General features: G+C 74.8%; 19 protein-coding genes. 8 read left to right on the forward strand and 11 right to left on the reverse strand.

All coding sequences use genetic code 11. The features are described from left to right. Positions 1-3: 3 nt before the first annotated feature. Positions 4-1,197, reverse strand: a complete 1,194-nt coding sequence (gene hppD / locus ACLFMI_RS20115) for a 4-hydroxyphenylpyruvate dioxygenase (protein WP_410949460.1) — start codon at positions 1,195-1,197, stop codon at positions 4-6. A gap of 139 nt (positions 1,198-1,336) precedes the next feature. Here hppD and ACLFMI_RS20120 point away from each other — a divergent pair, with 139 nt between their 5' ends. Further along, positions 1,337-1,852, forward strand: a complete 516-nt coding sequence (locus tag ACLFMI_RS20120) for an Lrp/AsnC family transcriptional regulator (RefSeq protein WP_410949461.1) — start codon at positions 1,337-1,339, stop codon at positions 1,850-1,852. A gap of 10 nt (positions 1,853-1,862) precedes the next feature. Here the strand turns inward: ACLFMI_RS20120 and ACLFMI_RS20125 are convergent, their stop codons facing one another. Next, positions 1,863-3,137 carry a CoA transferase gene (locus ACLFMI_RS20125; protein WP_410949462.1) on the reverse strand — a complete coding sequence of 425 codons (1,275 nt, stop codon included), beginning with the start codon at positions 3,135-3,137 and terminating at the stop codon, positions 1,863-1,865. Between the two features lie 213 nt (positions 3,138-3,350). Between ACLFMI_RS20125 and ACLFMI_RS20130 the strand changes: the two genes are divergently transcribed. Further along, positions 3,351-3,692, forward strand: coding sequence for a hypothetical protein (locus ACLFMI_RS20130; protein WP_410949463.1), 342 nt, complete (start codon positions 3,351-3,353; stop codon positions 3,690-3,692). Positions 3,693-3,702: 10 nt separating this feature from the next. Here the strand turns inward: ACLFMI_RS20130 and ACLFMI_RS20135 are convergent, their stop codons facing one another. From ACLFMI_RS20135 to ACLFMI_RS20160, 6 genes are all read right to left on the reverse strand, one after another. Then, positions 3,703-5,865: a putative bifunctional diguanylate cyclase/phosphodiesterase gene (locus tag ACLFMI_RS20135; RefSeq protein ID WP_410949464.1), complete on the reverse strand. Its 2,163-nt coding sequence runs from the start codon at positions 5,863-5,865 to the stop codon at positions 3,703-3,705. A 12-nt stretch (positions 5,866-5,877) separates the two neighbouring features. Next, positions 5,878-6,678 (reverse strand): SAM-dependent methyltransferase, encoded by an 801-nt coding sequence (locus tag ACLFMI_RS20140; protein WP_410949465.1) that lies wholly within the window; start codon positions 6,676-6,678, stop codon positions 5,878-5,880. 114 nt (positions 6,679-6,792) lie between these two features. Then, entirely contained in the window at positions 6,793-7,224 is a 432-nt protein-coding gene (locus ACLFMI_RS20145) for a hypothetical protein (protein ID WP_410949466.1), read from the reverse strand. Between the two features lie 235 nt (positions 7,225-7,459). Continuing rightward, positions 7,460-10,378 carry an FAD-binding and (Fe-S)-binding domain-containing protein gene (locus tag ACLFMI_RS20150; RefSeq protein ID WP_410949467.1) on the reverse strand — a complete coding sequence of 973 codons (2,919 nt, stop codon included), beginning with the start codon at positions 10,376-10,378 and terminating at the stop codon, positions 7,460-7,462. Positions 10,379-10,467: 89 nt separating this feature from the next. Further along, a complete protein-coding gene (locus tag ACLFMI_RS20155; RefSeq protein ID WP_410949468.1) occupies positions 10,468-12,270 on the reverse strand; it encodes a C69 family dipeptidase in 1,803 nt (600 codons plus the stop codon). 213 nt (positions 12,271-12,483) lie between these two features. Beyond that, a complete protein-coding gene (locus tag ACLFMI_RS20160; RefSeq protein ID WP_410949469.1) occupies positions 12,484-13,314 on the reverse strand; it encodes a tetratricopeptide repeat protein in 831 nt (276 codons plus the stop codon). Between the two features lie 239 nt (positions 13,315-13,553). On the opposite strand from ACLFMI_RS20160, the gene ACLFMI_RS20165 reads away from it, so the two are divergent. Next, positions 13,554-15,422, forward strand: coding sequence for a primary-amine oxidase (locus ACLFMI_RS20165; RefSeq protein ID WP_410949470.1), 1,869 nt, complete (start codon positions 13,554-13,556; stop codon positions 15,420-15,422). Between the two features lie 16 nt (positions 15,423-15,438). Here the strand turns inward: ACLFMI_RS20165 and ACLFMI_RS20170 are convergent, their stop codons facing one another. Then, positions 15,439-16,092: a GOLPH3/VPS74 family protein gene (locus tag ACLFMI_RS20170; protein ID WP_410949471.1), complete on the reverse strand. Its 654-nt coding sequence runs from the start codon at positions 16,090-16,092 to the stop codon at positions 15,439-15,441. 150 nt (positions 16,093-16,242) lie between these two features. On the opposite strand from ACLFMI_RS20170, the gene ACLFMI_RS20175 reads away from it, so the two are divergent. Then, positions 16,243-17,946, forward strand: a complete 1,704-nt coding sequence (locus tag ACLFMI_RS20175) for an APC family permease (protein ID WP_410949472.1) — start codon at positions 16,243-16,245, stop codon at positions 17,944-17,946. A 13-nt stretch (positions 17,947-17,959) separates the two neighbouring features. Here ACLFMI_RS20175 and ACLFMI_RS20180 read toward each other — a convergent pair whose 3' ends face one another. Continuing rightward, positions 17,960-18,673, reverse strand: coding sequence for a TetR/AcrR family transcriptional regulator (locus tag ACLFMI_RS20180; RefSeq protein WP_410949473.1), 714 nt, complete (start codon positions 18,671-18,673; stop codon positions 17,960-17,962). A gap of 101 nt (positions 18,674-18,774) precedes the next feature. On the opposite strand from ACLFMI_RS20180, the gene ACLFMI_RS20185 reads away from it, so the two are divergent. Then, complete coding sequence (locus ACLFMI_RS20185; RefSeq protein WP_410949474.1) at positions 18,775-19,992, forward strand: cytochrome P450; 1,218 nt, start codon at positions 18,775-18,777, stop codon at positions 19,990-19,992. 21 nt (positions 19,993-20,013) lie between these two features. Here the strand turns inward: ACLFMI_RS20185 and ACLFMI_RS20190 are convergent, their stop codons facing one another. Continuing rightward, complete coding sequence (locus ACLFMI_RS20190) at positions 20,014-20,502, reverse strand: DinB family protein (protein WP_410949475.1); 489 nt, start codon at positions 20,500-20,502, stop codon at positions 20,014-20,016. Between the two features lie 88 nt (positions 20,503-20,590). Between ACLFMI_RS20190 and ACLFMI_RS20195 the strand changes: the two genes are divergently transcribed. From ACLFMI_RS20195 to ACLFMI_RS20205, 3 genes are read left to right on the forward strand one after another with little or no spacing between them, the layout of a single operon-like run. Continuing rightward, the gene (locus ACLFMI_RS20195; RefSeq protein ID WP_410949476.1) at positions 20,591-21,850 is read left to right on the forward strand and encodes a heparan-alpha-glucosaminide N-acetyltransferase domain-containing protein; all 1,260 of its coding nucleotides are present in this window, start codon (positions 20,591-20,593) and stop codon (positions 21,848-21,850) included. Beyond that, positions 21,847-23,088, forward strand: a complete 1,242-nt coding sequence (locus ACLFMI_RS20200) for a sensor histidine kinase (protein ID WP_410949477.1) — start codon at positions 21,847-21,849, stop codon at positions 23,086-23,088. Before ACLFMI_RS20195 ends, ACLFMI_RS20200 begins: the two co-directional genes overlap by 4 nt. Further along, positions 23,085-23,771 (forward strand): response regulator, encoded by a 687-nt coding sequence (locus ACLFMI_RS20205; RefSeq protein ID WP_410949478.1) that lies wholly within the window; start codon positions 23,085-23,087, stop codon positions 23,769-23,771. Before ACLFMI_RS20200 ends, ACLFMI_RS20205 begins: the two co-directional genes overlap by 4 nt. The last annotated feature ends 11 nt before the right edge of the window (positions 23,772-23,782 follow it).

The raw sequence follows: 23,782 nt of genomic DNA on the forward strand, positions 1-23,782 counted from the left end.
AGGTCAGAAGTTTCCGCGCCGGGACTGCTCGCGCTCGATGGCCTCGAACAACGCCTTGAAGTTGCCCTTCCCGAAGCCCAGCGAGCCGTGCCGCTCGATGAACTCGAAGAACACCGTCGGGCGGTCGCCGAGCGGCGCCGTGAAGATCTGCAGCAGGTAGCCGTCCTCGTCCCGGTCGACCAGGATCCCGCGGGACCGCAGCTCGGAGATCGGGACCCGGACCTCGCCGATCCGGGACCGCAGGTCGGGGTCGTCGTAGTACGCGTCCGGGGTGGGCAGGAACTGCACGCCCCGCGCGCGCAGGACGTCGACGGTGTCGAGGATGTCGCCGGTGGCCAGCGCCAGGTGCTGGGCGCCGGGGCCGCCGTAGAAGTCCAGGAACTCGTCGATCTGCGAGCGCTTCCGGCCGGGGGAGGGCTCGTTGAGCGGGAACTTCACCCGGTGGTTGCCGGAGGCCACGACCTTGCTCATCAGCGCCGAGTACTCGGTGGCGATGTCGTCCCCGACGAACTCGGCCATGTTCGTGAAGCCCATGATCCGGTGGTAGAAGTCGACCCAGGAGTCCATCCGGCCCAGCTCGACGTTGCCCACGACGTGGTCGAGTGCCTCGAACAGCCGCGGGCCCGGCGGCACCGAGGACCCGCGCGCCACGTAGCCGGGCAGGTAGGGGCCGGTGTAGCGGCTGCGGTCGACCAGGGTGTGCCGGGTGTCGCCGTAGGCGGCGATCGCGGCGGTGCGCACGGTGCCGTGCTCGTCGGTGACGTCGTGCGGTGCGGCCAGGACCGTGGCGCCCTGGGCGCGGGCGTGGTCGATGCAGCGGTCGACGTCGGGGACCTCGAGTGCGATGTCGACGACGCCGTCGCCGTGCGCGCGGTGGTGGTCGGCGATCGGGCTCGCCGGGTCGACCGCGCCGCGCAGCTCGAACCGGATCGCGCCGGAGCGCAGCACGTAGGCGTGGTGGTCGCGGTTGCCGGTCTCGGGTCCGGAGTAGGCGACCTGCTCCATCCCGTAGACGCCCTGGAACAGCTGGGCGGCCTGGGTGGCGTTGCCGACCGCCCAGGCCACCGCGTCCCAGCCGGTGACCGGGAACGGGTCGGCCGCGCTGTCGTACTCCACCAGGCCGACGAGCCGGCGCAGCCGATCCAGGTCGAGGTCGGCGAGGCGTTCGGAGTCGGTGAGGGTCTGCTCGATGCTCACGGTGCGCTCCTCTCGGGAACCGGTGGCGGGCAACGAGCACACCGGAACGCGGAGGGACCGGCAACCGATCCCGATGGAGCTGGGCGCAGCGGTCAGAACTGCCCGGCCGATCCCGCATCCCGCTGTACAGTCCGCCCACATGACGGTGCAGCTGGACGCCCTGGACGTCGACCTCATCACGGCGCTGCCCGCGCACTCCCGGGTCGGGATCCTGGAGCTCTCCCGCACGCTGCGCGTCGCCCGCGGGACCGTCACGGCCCGGCTGAACCGGCTGGAGGAGGTCGGGGTGATCACCGGCTTCGGCCCGGTCGTCGACGTCGCGGCCGCCGGTTACGAGCTGCAGGCCTTCGTCACGCTGGAGATCGCCCAGGGCGCCCTGGACGACGTCGCGGCCGAGCTGAGCGCCCAGCCGAACGTCCTGGAGGCCTACGCGACGACCGGGTCGTCCGACCTGCTGTGCCGGATCGCGTCCGCGTCCTATGAGGACTTCCAGCAGGTACTGCTGATGCTCAACCGGTCGCCGACGATCAGCCGGTCGACCAGCGTGGTGATCCTCTCGGTGGTCGTGCCGCCGCGGACCGTCCCGCTGCTGGAGCGCTCGCCGCGCAGCCGCCCGAAGCGGGCCCCCGCCTACCGGCCGGACTCCGGGACCTGACCGGCACCGGTCAGCCGACCACGCCCCGGTCGTGCAGGGCGCCGATCTCGCCGGCACCGAGGCCGAGCACGTCGGCCAGCACCCCGTCGGTGTCCCGGCCCAGCTCGGGGGCGTCGCCGGCGTCGCCGTAGGCGCCGTCCCAGCGCATCGGGGACCGCGCGGTGATGCCGGTCTCCCCGCCGGGCAGGGTCATGTCGGCGAGCAGCGGGTGCTCGCGACCGGTGCGGTGCTCGCCGGCCACCCGCGTCATGCCCTGGTAGCGACCCCACAGCACCCGGGCGGCGTTGAGCTCGCGCTCCACGGTGGCCGAGTCCCGGGCGCCGAACCACGGCTTGAGGACCGCGGCGATGGTGTCCCGCAGCCGGTAGCGCTCGGTCTCCCCGGTGAGGTCGGTGTCCAGGGCGGACTCCAGCGCCTCGAAGACCGCCTCGGTCCCGGTGACGGAGACCAGCGCGCTCCACTGGGCCGGGGTGAGCGCGACGACCATCACCCGCTCGCCGTCCGAGCATGCGAAGTCGACGCCGAAGCTGCCGTAGACGTGGTTGCCGTGCCGCGGCCGCTCGTGGCCGCGCTCCTCGGCCTCGGAGAGCCAGCCGAGGTTCGCCACCCCCGCCAGCGCCACGTCGGACAGGGCCAGCTCGGAGTACACGCCGCGGCCGGTGCGGGAGCGGTCGTAGAGCGCCGCGAGGACCGCGGTGGACACGCTCAGCCCGGTGACCAGGTCCCACGCCGGCAGCACATGGTTGACCGGGGTGGCGCCCTCCTCGCTGCCGGTGATCTGCGGGATACCGACCTCGGCGTTGACGGTGTAGTCGACCGCGGGGCGGCCGTCCGGGTAGCCCTGGACCCGGATGTGGATCAGGTCCTCCCGCCGCCCGACGAGCACGTCGTTGGCCATCCAGCGGCGCCCGACGACGTTGTCGACGAGCACGCCGCGGTCCGGGCCGGGCGCGGTGGCCAGCGCGAGGAGGAGCTCGCGGCCCTCGTCGGAGCGCATGTCGACGGTGATCGAGCGCTTGCCCTTGTTCAGCGACGCCCAGTAGTACGAGTCGCCGGCGCCGTGCCCGGCTGCCGGCCAGCGCAGGTGGTCCGGGCCGCCGCCGAGCGGGTCGATCCGGATCACCGAGGCGCCGAGCTGGGCCAGGGTCATGCCGCCGGTCGGCCCCGCGACGAAGCTCGCGCACTCCACGACCTGCAGGCCTTCCAGCGGACGTCCCACGCCACCACTCCGTTCGTTCGCGACGATCACGGCGGCCGGGCCGGGCCGGACCGCCTCGGCGCCCATCCTGCCTCCCGGGCACCGCGCCGCCCGCCGCCGGGCCGGTCCTGGCCCGCGGCCGGACGGATCGGCTATGGTCGGCGCCGTGCGTGGCCGGATCATTATCGGGCGCGCCGGCTGAGCCAGGTCGCCGGCGCGCCGTTCGCGTGCCGCCGCGGCACCCGCCGAGCCCGGGACCTGGCCCGGATCCCCCGGGAACCGCACTCGAGGAGATCCGCCGTGACCGCATCCGTGCGCGACGCCCCGCCCGTACCCGATCCCGCAGCGGCCCGTCCCGCAGCATCCGATCCCACGCCGCCGGATCCCGCGGCATCCGATCCTGCGGCCGCGGATCCCGGCCCGGACGGCCGGTCCGTCGTCGTCGAGCTGGTGCCCGGGCCGGACGGCCCGCTGGCGATCCTGACCATGCTGCGCGGCCGCCGCTACGACGTCGTCGACGTGCGTGTCGAGCGGCGCGGCGCCCGGATGACGGTGTCGGTGGCACTGCCGCCGTCCCGGATGCCGGTGCTGCTGGAGCGGCTGCGCCGGATCCCGGTCGTGCTGGCGGCCCACGCGGCCTGAAGGACGCCGGTCAGCCCGGTGCGGGGCGGTCCAGCATCGCCGGTACCTGCCCGGCGGGCACCGGCTCGCCCAGGTGCCAGCCCTGACCGACGTCGCACCCCAGCTCCCGCAGCCGGTGCGCCTGCTCGGCGGTCTCGACCGACTCGGCGACCGCGCTCAGCCCCAGCGTGTGCGCCAGGTCGATCACCGCGGAGAGGATGACCGGGCTGTCCACGTCCCGCCCCGCCGCCCCGGACGCCGATCCCTGCGTCACGAACGACCCGGCGAGCTTGAGCACGTCCACCGGCAGCCGGTGCAGGTAGGCCAGGTTCGACCAGCCGGTGCCGAAGTCGTCGATCGCGATCCGCACGCCGAGCGCGGACAGCTCCTGCAACGCCTCCACCGGCCGTCCCTCGGCGGCCATCAGATCGCTCTCGGTCAGTTCCAGCTGCACCGACGACGGTGCCCGCCCGGTCTCGGAGAGGATCGCGGCGATCCGCTCGACGGCGTCCGGCTCGCGCAGCTGCCTGCCGGACACGTTCACGCTCAGGACGAGGTCGGGGTCGGGCCACGCCGCCGCGTCCCGGCAGGCGCGGCGCAGCAGGTACAGCCCGAGCGGGACGATCAGCCCGGTCTGCTCGGCGATCGGGATGAAGACGTCCGGGCCGAACCGGCTCCCGTCCGGCGGCCGCCACCGGGCCAGTGCCTCCACACCGGTCACCCGGCCGTCGCGGAACCGGACCAGCGGCTGGTAGTCCAGTTCGAACTCGCCGGCGTCGAGCGCGGCCGGCATCCGGCCGGACAGCTCGAACACCGCGACGTCGTGGTCGTGCCGGCCGGGATCGAACACGGCGAACCGGTCCCGGCCGTCCCGCTTGGCCCAGTACATCGTGGTGTCCGCGGCCTTCATCAGCTCGACGGCGCCGTCCGGCCGTTCGGCACGCTGTCCGGACCGGGGGTGGGTGACGAGCCCGGCGCTGGCCGACACGGCGATCTCCCGTCCCTCCAGGTACAGCGGGGCACGGATCAGCTCGAGCGACCGGCGCGCGAGCGGGACCAGCTCGTCGACGCCGGTGCAGTGCTCGACGAGCACCACGAACTCGTCGCCACCCATCCGCGCGACGGTGTGCCCCTCGGTACCCAGCGAGCGGTGCAGCCGGGTCGCGACGGTGTGCAGCAACCGGTCCCCGGCGTCGTGACCGAGCGTGTCGTTGATCTCCTTGAACCCGTCCAGGTCCAGGTAGCAGACGCCGACCTCGCCGTCGGCGTCCGGACCGGCCTCCAGCGCGCGGTTCAGCCGGTGGAAGAACAGGGCCCGGTTCGGCAGCCCGGTGAGCGGGTCGTGCTCGGCCTGGTACTGCAGCCGGGACTGCAGCTCGTGCCGCTCGGTGACGTCCTCGACCATCGCGACCAGGTACTGCGGTGCCCCGTCCGGACCGCGGATCAGTGACACCACGAGCTCGGTCCAGACCGGCAGCCCGTCCTTGCGGAAGTAGGCCTTCTCCAGCCGCACGTGGTCGATCTCGCCGGCCGTCATCGCGGCGATCCGCGGCCACGCGTCGGGGTCGTCGTCGGGGTGGATGAACCCGAACACCGACCGCCCGAGCAGCTCATCGGCCCGGTAGCCGAGCATCCGGCACAGCGACCGGTTGACCTCCAGGACCGTGCCCTCCACGTCGGACACGCTGATCCCGATCACGGCGTGCTCGAAGACCGCGCCGTAGCGGGCCTCGGAGGCCCACCGCGCGGCCTCGGCGACGCCGCGGGCCGTGAAGGCCGCGGCGCTGATCCGCTCCTGCTCGGTGCGGGTCCGCTCCTGCAGCGCCCGGGCGTATCCGGACGACAGCTCGTTCAGCGCGGCGCTCGCGCGGCGGATCCGGGCCGGGCCGCCGTCCGGCGGTGCCCCGGCCTGCGGGACGACCAGGTGTCCGGTCAGGACGTCCAGCGAGCTGCGCAGCGCGGCGGGGTCGGTGAGGTGCGCAGCGACCAGGGCCGAACCGACCTCGCTCGCGGTGCCGGGCAGCGCGTACCCGTCGACCACCGCCACCATCCGGCCGGCCAGCTCGCCCAGCAGCGCCCGCAGCTCCGTCCGTCCGATCGAGACGAACGAGCCCGAGTCGATCGCGGCGGTCCAGGCGTCGGCGAGCCGGTCGACGGTGGACCGGCCGTCGTCCGGGCGGTGGGGGAGGGACACGGCGGCTCCGGCTCAGCTCCGCGCGACGCCGGCGAGCCCGGGGTAGTTCTCCATCGTCGTGCCGGCACCGGGTTCCGGCCGCCACTGCGGGATGCGCACGACGCCCGGATCGAGCAGGGTCAGGTCGCCGAAGAGCGCCTCCACCTCGGCGACGTCGCGCATCCGCATCGCGTTCGGGGACCGCCCGCGGTTGTAGACCGTCTGGGCGTCGGTGGCTCCGGAGTGCCCCGCGTCGCTGGCGTGGCTGATCACCACGTGGCTGCCCGGCGGGACGGCGTCCATGTAGGTGCGGACGATCTCGTCCGGGCACTGCTCGTCCCCGACGAAGTGCAGCACCGAGACCAGCAGCACGGCCAGCGGCCGGTCCAGGTCGAGGTGCCGGCGGGTGAGCGGGGCCTCCAGCACCGCGCGCGGGTCGGTGAGGTCGGCCGCCAGCACCTCGGTGCGATCGTCACCGGAGAGCAGGGCGCGGCTGTGCGACACCGCGATCGGGTCGTTGTCGACGTAGAGCACGCGCGGCTCCCCGCCGATCCCGGCGGCGATCTCGTGCACGTTGCCGGCCGTGGGGATCCCCGACCCGAGGTCGAGGAACTGGTCGATGCCCTGCTCGCGCAGCAGGTGCACCACCCGGCGCAGGAAGGCCCGGTTCTGCCGGGCGACCGCGGCCATCTCGGGCAGCACGTCGAGCACCTGGGTCGCGAACCGCCGGTCGACCTCGAAGTTGTGCGAACCGCCCAGGTAGTAGTCGTAGACCCGCGCCACGCTCGGTCGGTTGATGTCGACCTCGTCGGGCGCCCATGCCGGTCGTTCCATTCCCGCGCCCTCCGGCCGGATACTCGCCCTGTACGACGAGCACAACGCTACTGGTCGGGAACCGGGAACGCCCAGGGCTACCCCGGACAGGTGTCACCCGTCCGGGTGGACCGCTCAGCCCGGCCGGTGCGGGGTGCCGCGCAGGCTGTACCAGTAGGCGCCGGCCTCGGCGTCGCCGATCTCGGTCCGGACCCGCGCGGACGCCGGGCGGCCGAACCGCCGCTGGATGGCCTTGCGGGCAACCTTCTCGACCCGGGCGGCGAGCTTCTGCGGCGCCGAACGTCCGACGGTGGTCAGGACGGCGACGAAGGCGTAGCGGGTCGGACCGGTGCGCGGCCACGGCCCGGTGCCGTCGGCGAGCGACAGTTCCACCGACACCGGTCGCTTGTCGTGCTCGTGCAACGCCCGGGTCAGCTCGGCCTCGACGGTGTGCGCCTCGACCCCGGCCGGGGTCTCGACCCGGACCACGGCCATCGTCCGGGTGCTCGGTGTTGCCGCCCGCGGTGCCGGGATCCGGTGTTCCCCGGTCTTCGGGTCCTTCTGCATCTTCGCGCGGTCCGACGTCGGGGGCTTCGGTGTCCTCGGGTGTTTGGGTGTCCTCGGGTGTTTCGGTGTCGTGGGGTGTTTCGGTGTCGCAGTGCTCGGTGCGGGCACGGCGTTCACGGCTCCCTCCGGCGGGCACCGACACCCTCGGTCGGGCACCCGGGCCCATTGTCGACCCGGACTCCTGGTTCCGCGCAACAGGTGTGTGACGCAACGCGGTGGGACGCTCCGATCGGGGTCACCCGCGGGTGGCGCGCTCCAGTGTCTCCAGCACGTGTTCATAGTTGCGCCCGGTCGCGCGGGACATGCCGAGCTCGCAGGTCCGGTTGCAGGAGACGTGCGCGTCCGCGTCGACCGCCGCGAGCTCCCAGGCCTGCGGAGCGGTCGCGGCCGCGGTCAGCTCCGGGTGCAGCAGACCGCGGTCCCCGGCGAACCCGCAGCACCCCCACGAGTCCGGTACGACGACCTCGGCCGCCACCGAGCCGGCCAGCGCCCACAGCGGTTCGACCAGGCCGAGCTGGGTCGCCGAGCACGTCGGGTGCAGCACGATCCGGCCGAGCTGCTCGTGCACGGTGAGCCTCGGGAGCAGGTGCTCGGCGGCGTAGTCGACGGCGTCGAGGATCCGCAGCGAGCGGTACTCCGCCGGTCCACCGGAGACCGTCGCCCGCAGGCCCTCGGTGCACGACGACGCGTCGGTCACCACCGGCAGCCGGCCCCGGTCGGTGGCCGCCCACAGCGCCGGCAGCACCCGGCCGGCCATGGCGGCCGCGCCGTCGCGCAGGCCCTTGGACTTCCACGGCGTCCCGCAGCACAGCGACGCCAGACCCGCCGGGGCGCCGGCCCGGATCCCGGCCCGGTGGCAGAGCCGGACGAACGCGGACGCCGCCCCCGCGCCCCCGTCCGCGCCCTCGGAGCCGAACATGACGCCGGTGCAGGAGGAGAACAGGATCAGGTCGGCGTCGGTGGTGACCAGGCCGGCCGGCTCCCGGGGACCGCCGCCGCGCGGCAGGTCGGCCGACCACTGCGGCACCTGCTCCGGATCGGCCACCCGCCGGGCCGCCGCGGTGACCGCCGCGGCGCCGGGGACCACGCGGGCCAGCGAGAGCGCGGTCCCGGCGACCTTCGTGGTGGCGCCCCAGTGCCGCGCCGCGAACGCCCACCCCTTCGCGGCGACCGGTTGCGGGCGTTCGGCGCGCAGCCGCCGCACCAGGTCCCCGGTGTTGATCAGGACCGGGCAGGCGGTGCCGCACATGCCGTCCACCGCGCAGGTGTCGACGCCGTCGTAGGCGTAGTCGGCCTCCAGCTCGGCGACCAGCGCGCGGTCGCCGGCGGCGCGTGCCTTCTCCAGCTCGCGGCGCAGCACGATCCGCTGCCGCGGGGTGGTCGTCAGGTCCCGGCTGGGGCAGACCGGCTCGCAGAACCCGCACTCGACGCAGCGGTCCACCTCGGACTCCACCGGCGGCGCGGACTTGAGATCGGACAGGTGCGCGGCCGGGTCGTCGTCGAGGATCACGCCGGGGGAGAGCAGACCCTGCGGGTCACACAGCCGCTTGATCTCGCCCATCACCTCGTACAGCTCGTCGCCGTACTGGCGGCGGACGAACGGGCTCATCATCCGCCCCGTCCCGTGCTCGGCCTTGAGCGTCCCGCCGCGGGCCAGCACCATGTCGACCATGTCGTCGGTGAACCGGCCGAACCGGTCCCGGCCACTGGTGTCGCCGCCGGCGTCGCCGAGCCGTTCGGTGAGCATGAAGTGGACGTTGCCGTCCTTGGCGTGCCCGAAGATCACAGCGTCGTCGTAACCGTGGCGGCCGAACAGCTCGATCAGGCCCTCACAGGTGGGCAGCAGATCCGGCACCGGGACGGCGATGTCCTCCAGCAACGCCGCCGTGCCCGACGGGCGCGCTTCGGCGACCTTGGCGTAGAGACCCTTTCGCAGCTTCCACAGCCCGGCCTTGGCCACCGGGTCGGCGGAGAGCTCGCGCGGGCCCTGCAGCGGCAGCCGCCCCAGCAGCCCGGCCGCGGCCCCGGCGCGCTCGTCGGCCTCGGCCGCGGTGTGCCCGCGGTACTCGACCAGCAGTCCCGCGTGCCCGTCGACGGTCAGCGCGCGCAGCCGCGGGTCGGCGTCGGTGTCGGCCTGCCCGACCCGCAGCGAGGTGGCGTCGAGCAGCTCGATGGTGGCGGGATCGGAGTCGACGAGCTCGGGCAGCGCCCGGTTCGCCGCGGCGAGGCTGTCGAAGATCAGCAGGCCGGTGCGGGTGTGCGCCAGCACCGGCACGGTGCGCATGGTGATCGAGGCGATGAACGCCAGCGTGCCCTCGGAGCCGACGATCAGGCGGGCGAGGATGTCGGCCGGGCGGTCGTGGTCGAGGAACGAGTTGAGGCCGTAGCCCATGGTGTTCTTGAGCGAGAACTGCCGCTCGACGGCCGCGCGCAGGGTCGTGTCGCCGCGCAGCCGGTCCCGGATCCGGGCCAACCCCGCCCACAACCCGGGTTCGCGGGCGCGCAACTCGTCGTCGGCGCCGGGCCGGCCGGTGTCCAGTGTGGTCCCCGAGGGCAGGGCGATCTCGAGCGAGTCGAGCAGCGCGTAGCTGTTCGCGGCGGTGCCGCAGGCCATCCCGGACGAGTTGTTCGCCACGACCCCGCCGAGGGTGCAGGCGACCTCGCTGGCCGGGTCCGGGCCGAGCATCCGGCCGCGGGCGGCGAGCCGGGCGTTCACCGCGCGGACGGTGGCGCCGGGCCCGACCCGGACGCGGGCACCGTCGTCGAGGATCTCGATGTCGCGGAAGTGCCGGCGGGCGTCGACCAGGATCCCGTCGGTCACCGCCTGCCCGGACAGGCTGGTGCCGCCGGCGCGGAACGTCAGCGGGACGCCGCTCGCGGACGCCGCGGTGAACAGCCGGGCGACGTCACCGGCCGACGCCGCCGTGACGACCGCCTGCGGGGTGCGGGCGAAGTGCGAGGCGTCGTGCGCCATGCCCAGCCGGTCGATCGCCCGGGTCCGGACGGCGCCGGGGCGGACCGCCGCCGCCAGCGTCTCGTGCAGGCCGGGGGCCGGACGGCCGTCCGCGCCGCTGCTGCTCACGGCTCTGCTGCTCATGGTGCTGCTGCTCATGGTGCTGCTGCGCGCGGGGTTGCTGCTCACGGTGCTGTTCACGACGGCTCCTCGCGTGTGGTCCGACCGATCCCACCATGCCGTGCGCCCGGAGCACCGCCGCCCGCGTGTGTCAGGTCGAGACGCCCGATTCAGCCTCCGGTCTTGCCACGACGCCGCCGGAGCACGGCCCACGCCACCGCGGCGCCGACGAGGAGGCCGCCCGCCCCGGCCGCGACCGGCGCCCAGGCCGGGACCCCGCCGTCGTCGTCCCGCAGGTCGGGCACGTCCGCCGGGTCCCCGTAGTCGCCCTTGCGGGCCAGCGTGCCGCCCTCGGCCCAGCCGCCACCGAGATCGCAGTTCATCCGGTCCCGGGCGGACTCCTCGCTGCGCAGCGCCATGCTCCGGCTCTGCGCACCCGCGGTCTCCCCGGCCGGGACCGCTACCTCGGGCTCGCGCAGCCCGCCGTCGGCCCGGCTGCGGGCCAGGACGTCGTCGAGCAGCCGGTTGCCCAGCGCGAGCCCGTCGCCTGCCCACCGGGCCGTCGCGTCGGTGAGCACCCGCTCGGCCCCGGCCCGGTCGCCCGCGGCGTAGCGGTCGGCGGCCCGGCGCTGCACGTCCGGCAGCTGCTCCAGCTCGCCGGCCTCGAAGCCCTCGAACGCCGCGGTCACCGTGCCGAGGTACTGCTCGGGCCGGGAGCACGTGGCGTACATCAGGCGCTTGAACGTCCGCGTCGCGTACTCGGTGGCCTCCTGCTCGGCGAACTGCGGGTCCAGGTACTCCGACGCCGAGTCGTGGGTGAGGTAGCGGTGCTGGCGGTACTGCACCGGTACCTCGGTGGTGCCGATGTGGAACGGGACGTACGGCGCGGTGGCGGCCGCGGTCACCGCCATCCAGAGCGTGCGAAGACCCGGGTCGGGCACGTCGTCGGCCAGCTGCGCGACCTGGCCGTACCCGCTGCGGTCGTCGGACCAGCGCGGGTCCCGCACGATCCGCTGCACGTCCTGCAGCGTGACCGGGGCGAGCCTGCGGAACTCCTCCTCCAGCGACGGCGGGTGCCGGTACGGGGAGGGGTCCGCCGGGTCGGCGACGCCGCCCGCCGGGACCGGCCGGCCGGGGAACGGGATGCCGTAGACCTGCTGCACGTCGAACGGGGTGCCGGGACGCCACCAGCCGCGCTCGGCCGCGTAGCTCACCAGGTTCGGCGAGGACAGGTGATCGGCGTCCGGGGTGGTGGGGAACTCGCCGATGTAGCCGGGGTAGGAGACGCGGACCTCGTCGGGCCCGAGCCGCTCGGCCGCCCACAGCCCCTGGTCGCCTGCCATCTCGACCAGCACCCAGCCCTCCTTCTCGTCCGCGAACAGGTGCGAGTTGCCGCCGTAGGTGGTGTAGCCGTACCGGTCGATCAGGCCGCCGACGATCTCGACCGCATCCCGGGCGGTGTGCGCGCGTTCCATCGCGATCCGCGACAGGTCGCTGTAGGTCGGTCCGCGCTGCGGGGTGGGCGTCTGCTCGACCAGCTCGAGCCGGGAGTCCGACCACACGTCCCGGGCCGCGACACCGTGCTCGTTCAGGCCGCCGTTGGTGAGCGGCGCGGGGAACCCGACGAACTCCGAGTAGTGCGAGGTGAGGTAGCGGGCGGTCTCGGGAGCCTGCGGGATGCGGGTCAGCTCGCCCGGGATGTCCGCCTCCGCCGTCGCCCCGACCGGCATCGTCGCCCCGGGCGGGTGCTGCCGGTCGGGGACCACGTCGATCCAGTGGCTGGACGGCTCGTGCCCGAACCCGCCGAGGAACGGGTGCCCGTCGGCGGTCAGGTCCGCGCCGACGTAGACGGCGAAGCTCTTGTCCGGCCGGTCCGGCGGCACGGGTGGTGCTGCCTCGCCGGCCTGCGCCGGCGCCGCGGAGGCGAGTGCCAGGAGCAGGCCCAGTACCCCGGCCATCGCCATCCGCCGCATCTGCCACCCCGTCCGATCCGCCCGAGTGCCGGACGGTAGTGGCCGGCGGCCGACCGGTCGAACCCGGAGATCGCCGTCCGAGTGCCGATCCGTGCCATCCGTGGCACCGATCCGCACTCCGGCGATGACCACCCCGTACCCTGCTGCGGCTCGTCACCCCGAAGCGGGTGGAGGAACTCCCCCCGGCGGGGCGTGAACGCGGGTGGCGCCCCGCTACCCGACGACGGGCAGCGGTCCGGACGGCCGGTCGAACAGCGGCCGGGTCTCCTCCCGCGCGTCGCGCCGCCGGGGGATCCGGGGCAGCAGCCGGGTCGGCGGCGCCGCGGCGGCTGCGGTTGGGGCAGGAGGGGGCTCGCGGGGGATGGCATCGGCGGCCGCCGGCTCGGACCGGACCGCGGCGCGGCACTCGGCCAGCAGGTCACGCACCCCGGCGGTGACCGGGTGGTCGGCGCCGAGGAACCGCTCGGCGGACTCCAGCGACGCCGCCAGCAGGCCGGCGGCACCGCGCACGTCACCGGCGTCGGCCCGGGCCAGCGCCAGTCCGGCCTGCGAGGAGAGGGTGTCCGGGTGCGCGGTACCCAGCACCCGGGTCCGGCGGGTGAGGACGTCCTCGTAGCGGCGCACCGCCTCGTCCGGGGCGCCGGTCACCCGGTGCGCCGCGGCGAGCGCGTCGGCGCCGGCCAGCGCGGCCGGGTGCTCGTCCCCGAGCACCTGCTCGCGCACCCGGAGGTTGCGGGCGAGCAGGTCCCGGCCGCGGACCTCGTCGTCGCCGAGCAGGTAGGCGATCGCCAGCGTCCCCTCGACGACGAGGGTGTCGGCGTCGCGCGGGCCGAGGTCGCGTTGCGCGGTGGCGAGTGCCTGCTCCAGCCGGCGGGTCGCGCCCCGCACGGCGACCGGGTCGCCGGACCGGACCGCGGTCGCGGCCCGCTCGTACCGCTCGCGCAGTGCACTGCGTGCGCCGCCGGCCCGGTGGTCGACGGCTGCGCTCTCGCGCAGGAAGGGGGACCCGGCGAACAGGCCGTCGGGATCACCGGTCGTGGCCACGGGGAGACCTCCTCGCGCTGTGCGGGGCCGGGTCGGGTTCGCCCGGTGGTTCATCACGGATGGTAGCGAAGTAAGTCTAGCCTTTCCGAGAGTGAGCTGCGAAAAGGGGTGAACACCACTCGCAAGTGTGACCCAGAGTGTTCAACCGCTCGCCCGTCGTTGATCGACGGGCGGCGCGTGCGGCGCCGCGGGGGCGTGGCAGGGTCGGCGGCGCGACCCTGCACGTGGAGGAGGCCCCGATGGTCCACCCGCTGGCCCGGCTCACCGCCGCCGAGATCGACGCCGCACGCGAGCTGCTCGCGGTGCACGACCTGCTCGCCCCCGGCGTCCGCTGCGCCGTTCTCTCGTTGGAGGAACCCACCCGCGACGAGGTGGCGGCACACCGCGCGGGCGGCCCGGTCGACCGCCGGATCCGGGCGGTCCTGCTGGACGGTGGCAGCGGCCGCTCCCGCACGGTCCTCGCCTCGCTCACCCGCTCGGCGATCGACGAGCGCATCGAGCACGACCCGGTGACCGACGGCCAGCCGCCGATCATGCTGGAGGAGTTCGAGGCCGTCGACGCGATCGTCAAGGCCGATCCGGGCTGGCTGGCGGCGATGGCCGAGCGGGGGATCACCGACGTCTCGCTGGTGGCGGCCTGCCCGCTCTCGGCCGGGTCCTACGACCTGCCCGGTGAGCGCGGACGCCGGATGCTGCGGGTGCTGTCGTTCCTTCAAGCCCGCCCGGACGACAGTCCGTGGGCGCACCCGATCGACGGTGTCGTGGCCTATGTGGACCTGCTGGAGAAGCGGGTCGTCGAGCTCGTCGACACCGGGGTGCTGCCGGTGCCTGCGGAGGAGGGGAACTTCGGCGACGGCCCGTACCGGACCTCGCGCCGGCCGCTGCACGTCACCCAGCCCGAGGGACCGAGCTTCACCGTCGACGACGACGTCGTCGAGTGGGAGGGGTGGCGGTTCCGGGTCGGGTACGACCCGCGCGAGGGCCTCGTCCTGCACCGGCTGTCGATCGCCGGCCGGCCGGTGGCGCACCGGGTGTCGGTGGCCGAGATGGTCGTCCCGTACGCCGACCCGGGCCCGATCCGGTTCTGGCAGAACTACTTCGACGCCGGCGAGTACCTGCTCGGCCAGCAGGCCAACTCGCTGGAGCTGGGCTGCGACTGCGTCGGCGAGATCCACTACTTCGACGCGGTGGTCGCCGACCCGGACGTGCGGCCGCGCGAGATCCGCAACGCGATCTGCCTGCACGAGGAGGACGACGGCGTGCTGTGGAAGCACACCGACGTGTTCACCGGCTCGCAGCAGGTCCGCCGCCGGCGCCGGCTGGTGATCTCGTTCTTCGCCACGATCGGCAACTACGACTACGGCTTCTACTGGCACCTGTACCCGGACGGCGCGCTGGAGCTGGAGGTGCGCTCGACCGGCGTCGTGTTCACCGGGGTGCACGACGAGCGCGCCGCACGGTGGGCGAGCGAGGTCGCACCGGGGCTGGGCGCTCCCTACCACCAGCACCTGTTCTGCGCCCGGCTCGATCTCACCGTGGACGGACCCCGGGCCAGCGTGGACGAGCTGGACGTGCGGCGGCTGCCACGGACCGGGCCGGACGGGGACAACCCGCACGGCAACGCCTTCGGTCGCGACGCGACCCGGATCGGCAGCGAGTCCGGCGGCGGGCGGGTCGCGGACCGCACGGTCGGGCGGGTCTGGCGGATCGGCTCGGCGGAGGCGCGCAACCGGTTCGGCGACCCGACGGCGTACGTGCTCGAGCCCGAGGACGGCCCGACCCTGCTCGCCGACGACGAGTCCTCGATCGCCGCCCGCGCCGCGTTCGCGACCCGGCACCTGTGGGTCACCGCCTACGACCCGGCGCGGCGCTACCCGGCAGGCGAGCTGGTGAACCAGCACGGCGGGGGAGCGGGGCTGCCCGAGTGGGTCGCCGAGGACCGCGACGTCGACGGTGCCGAGCTGACCCTGTGGCACACGTTCGGGGTGACGCACTTCCCGCGACCCGAGGACTGGCCGGTGATGCCGGTGGCCTCCTGCGGGTTCCGGCTGGCGCCGTCCGGCTTCTTCGACCGGAACCCGACCCTGGACGTCGCCCCCGGTCACTGACCGGGGCCGGCCCGCGTCAGCGGCGGACCGCCACCCCGACCGCGGTGGCGGCCGCGGCGAGCCCGTCGCGCAGCCGGGCGATCGCGCCGGGCAGGTGGGCGGTGGCCTGCCCGGCGCGATCGCGCGCGGTCGCCCGGTCGATCTCCGGCTCCAGCAGCTGCTCGACGCCGAGCGCGGCGACCAGCACCAGCGTGGACGCGCCGTGCAGGGTGAACGTCGAGGGGTGGCGGACCATCGATCGCAGCGTTGTTTCCGGCGCGTGCGCGGCGGGCGGGTCGGTGACCGCCAGCCGGGTGTGCCGGCGGCCGAGCAGGCCGCGGCGCTCCTCGACGGCGAGCACGCCGCGGCGCACCAGGTCGATCTGCACGAGCTCGGTCAGCGGGGCGCCGAGCGCGTCGACCCAGGCCCGGACCGGATGGGCCCGCGGCTCGTGGACGACGCTGTCCAGCACCAGCGCCGCGGCCTCGTCGGTGGTGGCCTGCGGGGCCGCGGACCGGGTGGCGTGGACCCGCTCGTCCTCGGTCACGGTCAGCGCCCCGGCGACGACCAGGTCGGCCAGCTGGGCACCGACCAGGCCGCAGGCCAGCAGCTCCGGATGCAGTGCCGGGCGCCCGGCCGGCTCGTCGAGCGCGATCAGGAAGAAGCCGGTCGTCAGCGCACCCTGCTCCATCTCGTCCCTCCCGGCGTCGTCCGGCGTGTGTGACTCTGAGTAGTCGACTGCTCGCCCGTGGCCAGCACAGACCGACCGGATGGACGGTCAAAGTCACGCGACGTTAGCATTTCGCGTCGACACCCACCGTCTCTCGATCAGGAGCGCCGCATGTCCGCACACGCGACCGCCGACCGGCAGGTCCCGGGACTGCGGCGCCGCCGCCTCGGTGTGGTGCACCTGGTGTTCTTCACCGTGGCCGCATCGGCACCGCTGACCGTGCTCGCCGGTGGGGTGACCACCGCGTACGCGGTCGCCGGCAACCAGGGGGTGGCGCTGGCCTTCCTGGCCGTGGCCGCGGTGCTGGCGCTGTTCGCGGTCGGCTACGCCGCGATGAGCCGGCACGTCACGAACGCCGGGGCGTTCTACTCCTACCTGGCGCAGGGTCTCGGCCGGTCCGCGGGCGTGGCCGGGTCGTTCGTGGCGCTGGTGACCTACAACGCGATCCAGGTCGCGCTCTACGGGCTGTTCGGCTCGACGATGTCGGATCTCGTCGCGGACCTCGTCGGGCTGCGGCTGCCCTGGTGGACCTGGGCGCTGGTCGCGATGGTCGGGATCGGCTGGCTCGGCATGCTCCGGGTGGACCTCAACGCCCGGGTGCTCGCGGTGTTCCTGATCGCCGAGGTGCTGGTGGTTGTCGGTTTCGACCTCGCCGGGTTCACCCGCCCCGTCGACGGTGCCATCACCCTCGCGCCGCTGGAGCCGAGCACGCTGCTCGCGCCCGGGATCGGAGCGGTCGTCGCCTTCACCGTCGCGTCCTTCACCGGGTTCGAGTCCAGCGCGATCTACGCCGAGGAGGTGCGCGACCCGCGCCGCACGGTGGCCCGGGCGACGTTCATCGCGGTGACCTTCACCGGCGTGTTCTACGCGCTCTCGGCCTGGGCGATGGTGCTCGTCGCCGGCCCGGCCGACCTGCAGGCGCGGGCCACCGAGGAGGGGCCCGGGCTGGTGTTCGCCCCGCTGGCGGAGATGTTCGGGCCACTGGTCGCCGACGTCGCCGCCGTCCTGATGCTGACCAGCGTGTTCGCCGCGATGCTGAGCTTCCACAACGGCGTCGCCCGCTACCTGTTCGCGCTCGGCCGGGAGCGGGTGCTGCCCCCGGTGCTGGCCACTGTGGGCACCCGCTCCGGCGGGCCGGTGGCCGGCTCGCTCACCCAGACCGCGGTGGCGCTGGTCTTCGTGCTGGCGTTCGTGTTCGCCGGCGCGGACCCGATGCTCGCACTGTTCAGCTGGTTCTCCGGGCTGTCCGCGGTCGGCGTCGTGCTGCTGATGGCCGGCACCGCGGTCGCGGTGATCGGGTTCTTCCGGCGGGACCGCCGGGCCGCCGCCGCGACCTCGGTGTGGGCGCGGCTGATCGCGCCGGCGCTGTCCGCGCTGCTGCTGTTCGTGGTGCTGGTCACGCTGATCGGCAACTTCGACGCGTTGCTGGGCAGCGACCCGTCGTCGCCGATGCGCTGGATCCTGCCCGGGGCGGTGCTCGTGGCCGCGGCCGCCGGGATCGCCCGGGAGCGGTACCTGCGCCGCGCCTGGCCGGAGGTGCACGCCGGGATCGGCGGCGGTGCCCCGGCCCCGGACGGCGTGGCCCCCGAGTCCGGTGCCCCCGCGGTCTACCGCCGCCGGGCCGGCGAGACCGGGCCGGCGGACTGGGCCGGAGCCGGTTCCGGTGACGACGACGCTCCCGTCCCCGACGAGCGCGCCACCACCGTGTTCACGATGCCGGACCGGGGCGGTCCCGGCGCCGACGAGCGGGGCGGCGCCCCCGACGATCCCGGCGGCGACACCGAGCGCACCACGGAGTTCGATCGGCTCCGGTGAGCGGCGGGCGGGCTCAGTCCGCCCGGCCGGTCACCGGCGACGTCCACACCCCGACGATCGCGTCCGCCAGCCCGGTCGCGGCGTCGGCCCAGCTCGCCCGCGGCGTCGGGGTCCCGTCGGCCAGCGCCCGCTCGCGCTGGGCGAAGTGGTGCACGAGCAGCTGCCGGCAGATGTCGCCGCGCTCGAGCCGGACCTCCACCGGCAGCGCCGGGAGGCAGTCGTTCAGTCCGTCCAGGACGGTGGTCAGCGACGGCGAGGCCAGCGAGCCGGCGACCATGATCTCGCGCAACGCCGGGTCGGTCATCACCTGCGCGCCGAAGCGGGCGTACCAGGTCGGCGAGCCGAGGTCGGCCAGATGCTCGGCGGCGGGGCGCACCAGGCAGTCCACCCAGTCCCGGACCCCCGGGTCCGGCCCGAGCGCGGCGACCATCCGCTCGCGGCGGGTGTCCATCGCCGCGGAGTACCGCCGGATCAGCGCGCGGACCAGGTCGGCCTTGGTGCCGAAGTGGTAGCCGACCACGGTGTTGTTGCCCTGCCCGGCGGCCTCGGCGACCGCGCGGTTGGACACCGCGTGCACGCCGTGCTCGGCGAACAGCCGCTCGGCCGCGTCCAGGATGCGGGTGCGGGTCGCCGACACCCGGTCCGACCGGGTCCCCTCGGCTCGCCCGTCCGTGCCGTGCTGCTGGTCCCGCCCACCCGTGCCGTGCCGCCGATCCTGCACGCCCATGCCTGGCCTCCCGCGTCGAGCCTTCCAGTGAACCGTCCGGGTTGAACTCAGTCAAGCGACTGACGTACGTTACGGGTCCCGGCCCCGACGGAGGACGCACTGTGACCACCACCGAGAACCCCCGGCCCGTCGAGCTCGCCCGCACCGGCTTCGGCCCGGCCCCGGACGCCGAGGCACTGCGCGCGCAACGGGGCGTCGCGCGGGTGCCGACCCCGTTCGGCCCGCAGGCGCACCTGCTCACCCGGCACGCCGACGTCCGCCGGATGCTCGGCGACGCCGAGTCGTTCCGCAACGGCTGGGGCCCGGAGAACCTGCCGGGCGGGCCGCGGCGCGACCCGCGACAGCTCTCCGGGGACCGCACCGGCAACCTGCTCTCGCTGGACCCGCCGGACCACACCCGGCTCCGCCGGCTGCTGACCCCGGAGTTCACCGTGCGCCGGATGCGCCGGCTGGAACCGCGGATCGTCGAGATCGTCGACGAGCACCTGGACGCCCTGGAGCGCCAGGGCCCGCCCGCGGACCTGGTCGCCGGCTACGCGCTGCCGATCCCGTCGCTGGTGATCTGCGAGCTGCTCGGCGTGCCGCCGGCCGACCAGGAGGAGTTCCAGACCCGCACCGCGCGCCAGCTCGACACCACCCTCGGCGAGCAGGAGAAGGTGGAGCTCGCCGCCGAGGCGCTGGCCTACATGCAGGACCTGGTCGCCCGCGCCCGCCGCGAGCCCGGCGAGGACCTGCTCGGGATGCTGATCCGCGAGCACGGCTCCGCCGGCGAGGACGGGGCGCTGACCGACGCCGAGCTGGTCGGGATCGCGAACCTGCTGCTCGTCGCCGGCCACGAGACGACGTCGAACATGCTCGCGCTCGGCACCCTGGCCCTGCTGCGCCACCCCGACCAGCTGGCCACGGTCCGGGACGATCCGGACGCCGTCCCCGGCGCGGTCGAGGAGCTGCTGCGCTGGCTGTCCATCGTGAACTCGGGCTCGCCGCGGCTGGCCGCCCGCGACGTCGAGATCGACGGCAGCACGATCCGGGCGGGCGAGCTGGTGCTGTTCAACCTCCCGGCCGCCAACCGCGACCCGGAGATCACCGACGACCCGGACCGGCTGGACATCACCCGCCGCGCCACCAACCACGTCGCGTTCGGACACGGCATCCACCACTGCCTCGGCGCGCCGCTGGCCCGGATGGAGATGCGGGTGGCGTTCCCGGCGCTGCTGCGCCGGTTCCCGGACCTTCGGCTCGCGGTACCCGAGGACCGGGTCGCCTGGGCCACCCAGAAGGCGATCTTCGGCTTGGAGGAGCTGCCGGTCGCCTGGTGAGCGGGTACCTGGTGAGCGGGTTCAGCCCGCCGCGAGGACCTGCTCGCGCAGGATGTCGGCGTGCCCGCAGTGGTGCGCGAGCTCGCGCAGCACCTGCAGGTACAGCCAGCGCACGGTGATCGGCTGCCCGCGCCCGGTGACGACGTCGTCGAGCCCCAGGCCGGCCACCGCGGCCCGGGACCGCTCGCACACCGCCCGGTAGCGGGCCCGGACGTCGGTGATCGTGTCGTCCGCGGCGGGGGAGAACGAGTCCTGCACCGACTCGGGGATGCCCAGCTCGGCCCGGGACGCGCCGGTCACGGCCTGGCCGAACCAGACCGTCTCGACGAACGCGACGTGGCTGAGCAGGCCCAGCGGCGTCGTCGCGGACGGCACGAGGCGGCGCCGCGCCTGCTCCTCGGTGAGCCCGTCCAGGGTCGCGTCGAGCAGCGCGCGGTACTCGTCGAGGAAGGCGTCGAGCTGGACGCGCTCGACGGCGTCCTGCACGGCGAACGGCCGGGCTCCACCCATGGGCCAGAGCCTACGACCGTGGTCGGAGATCGGAAATCGTCTCCTGCTCCGACGCGGTGGCAGGCCTCCCGGCACGAGGCTTCCGGGCATGACCACGACCGAACGGCCCGGCACCGCCGGGCCCTCCACCCTCACCGCGGCGGGCCGATATCCGGCCGTCCCCGCCGCCCGGTCCGTACCGGACGGACGTCCGCCCCGCGCAGGTCGCCGGCTGACCGGTGTGGACGCCGCCCGCGGGCTCGCGGTGCTCGGAATGATCGTCGCGCACGTCGCGGCCGCCGACCCGGGCGCACCGCTGTGGCAGGCCGTGCACGGCCGGGCCGCCGTCCTGTTCGGAGTGCTCGCCGGCGTCGGGCTGGCCCTGATGGCCGGCCCGGCGCTGCGGGCGGGCACCGCGGACGCACGGGCCGCGCTGCGCCGCCGGGTGGCCGTCCGGGCGGTGCTGCTGATCGTGTTCGGGGTGGCGCTCGCCGGGATCAGCTCGGGGCCGATGGTGATCCTGGCCGTCTACGGGGTCGAGTTCCTGCTGGTGCTGCCGGTGTTGTGCACACGCGCCCGCACGCTCGCCACGGCGGCCGCGGTGTGGGCAATGGCCGGACCGCTGCTGTCGTTCGCGCTGCGCTCCGGGATGTCGGTGCAGACCCTCGGGGGGACGGTGTCGCCCACCGACCTGACCGCGCCCGGGTCCGCTCTCGACGCGCTGGTGCGGGTGCTGCTCACCGGCGCCTACCCGGTCCTGACCTGGATGCCGTTCCTGCTGCTGGGCATGGCGCTCGGCCGGCTCGACCTGCCGCGCTACGCCGGTCGGCTGGTCGCCGGGGGGCTGGGCGGCGCACTGCTCGGCTACGGGGGATCATGGCTCGCCGTGGACGTGCTCGGGGGCCGGCAGACGCTGCTGGACTCGGTCGCCCCCGCCGCCGGGCAGCTGGCCCTGCCCCCGGACGCCGTGCTCGACCTGCTCGCCGGCTCAGCGTTCGGCGTCGTGTCCACCACGACACCGGCCTGGCTGCTCACCGCCGGTGGGCACAGCGGGAGCCCCTTCGATGTCGTCGGGGCCGCCGGGGTGGCGGTCGCGGTGCTGGGCCTGTGCCTGCTCGCCGCCCGCGCGGTGCCGGCCCTGCTCACCCCGCTCGCCGCGACCGGCGCGCTCGCGCTGACCCTCTACGCCGGACACATCGCCGTGCTCGCGGCGGTGGGAGACACCGCGGCCGCCGCGCCGTGGGCGGTCACCGGGGTCTTCGTGGTCGCGGCCGTGCTGTTCGCGACCGGCTGGCGGCACCTCGCCGGCCGGGGCCCGCTGGAGGCCGGCGTGCACGCGGCCTCGATCCGCGCGGGAGGTGCCCGATGACCCGCGCACAGACCCCGACCGTGGTCGAGCGGTTCGTCGCGTTCTGCCGGCGGACCCCGCTGCTGATCGACGGCGTGCTGGCCGCCGTGCTGTTCGCGGTCGCGCTGAAGTGGACGCTGGAGGGCAAGGTCCCGAGCGACCAGCGGGTGACGGCGGTGATCGTCGCGATCCTGGCGACCGTGCCGGTCGTGTTCCGGCGCCGCTACCCGGTCCCGGCCGCGGTCGCCGTCGCGGCCGTCGCGGCGACCGGCACGTTCCTGCTGCCCGGGACCATGGCGGGGTACCTGCTCCCGGCCCTGGTCATGGCCTACTCGGCGGTCGCCTACGGGCCGCGCTGGGCGGGGCCGACCGCCGCGGCCGTACTGCTGATCGGGATGCTCGGGCCGTTCCTGGGCCTCGGGGTGCGGGGGTGGCTGCCGACGCCGCCCGGATACCTGGCCGCCCTCGCCGGGGCCGCCGTCCTCGTCGTCGTGTGCGTCTGGCTGGCCGGGGCGCTGCGCGGCGCCCACCACCGGCAGACCGAGCAGTTGCGCGAACGCGCCCGGCTGCTGGAGGAGGGCCGCCGCCAGGAGGTCCGGATCGAGCTGCTGGCCGAGCGGTCCCGGATCTCCCGGGAGGTGCACGACGTCGTCGCGCACTCGCTGTCCGGGATCATCGCCCAGGCCGACGGCGGCCAGTACGCCGCGCAGCGCGACCCGCAGAAGGCCGTCGAGGTGCTGTCCGGGATCGCCACCACCGGGCGGGAGGCACTCGGCGACGTCCGTGGCCTGCTCGCCATGCTGCGCGAGACCGGTCCCGACGACGCCCCGGACGACGCCGGCCGCCCGCAGCCGGGCACCGACGACATCCCCGCCCTGGTCGAGCAGGTCCGCGCCGGCGGGCTGCCGGTCGACCTGTCGGTGACCGGGAGCCCGCGGGAGACGGGCACCGGGCCGGGCCTGACGGCGTACCGGGTGGTGCAGGAGGCGCTGACCAACGTGATCAAGCACGCCGGTCCGGCCACGCCCACCCACGTCACCGTCGGCTGGACCGGCGACGAGCTGACCGTCCGGGTCCGCGACGAGGGCGCGCAGGGCCCCCGCCCGCAGCCGCCGCGCGGCGGGCACGGCCTGGTCGGGATGCGCGAGCGGGCCGCCCTGCACGGCGGTTCCGTCGAGACCGGGCCGCACCCGGACGGCGGCTTCGCCGTGCGGCTGCGGCTGCCCCTGACCCCCGTCCGAGGAGACCGCGAACCGTGACCGACCCCGTACGCCTGATGCTCGTCGACGACCAGGAGCTGGTCCGGGCCGGCTTCGCCATGGTGCTGGACTCCTGCGACGACCTGTCCGTGGTCACCCAGGCCTCCGACGGCGAGCAGGCGCTGGCCGAGCTGGACCGGACCCCGGTCGACGTCGTGCTGATGGACGTGCGGATGCCGCGCCTCGACGGCATCGAGGCCACCCGCCGCGCCGTCGCCGGGCATCCCGGACTGCGGGTGATCGTGCTGACCACGTTCGACCTGGACGAGTCGGTGACCGCCGCGATCGGGGCCGGGGCCAGCGGGTTCCTGCTCAAGGACGTGAAGCCGCAGGACCTGATCGAGGCGGTGCGCACCGTGTACAGCGGCGACTCGGTGGTCGACCCGGTCTCCACCCGGCGGCTGTTGCGGGCCACCGCGCCGTTGCTCACCGCGCCGGAGCCGGCCGGCCCGGACCAGGCCTCCGCGCCGGACGCCGCGGCGGCGCTGGCCGACCTGACCCCGCGCGAGCGCGAGGTGCTGGGTCTGGTCGGGGACGGGCTGTCCAATGCCGAGCTCGCCGCGCACCTGGTGGTGTCCGAGGCGACCGTGAAGACCCACATCGGACACCTGCTGGCCAAGACGCAGTCCCGGGACCGGGTGCAGCTGGTCGCGCTGGCGTTCCGGGCCGGCCTGGTGAGCTGACGCCCGATCAC

It is taken from the genome of Pseudonocardia nantongensis (assembly GCF_046546495.1).
Taxonomy (GTDB): Bacteria; Actinomycetota; Actinomycetes; order Mycobacteriales; family Pseudonocardiaceae; genus Pseudonocardia; species Pseudonocardia nantongensis.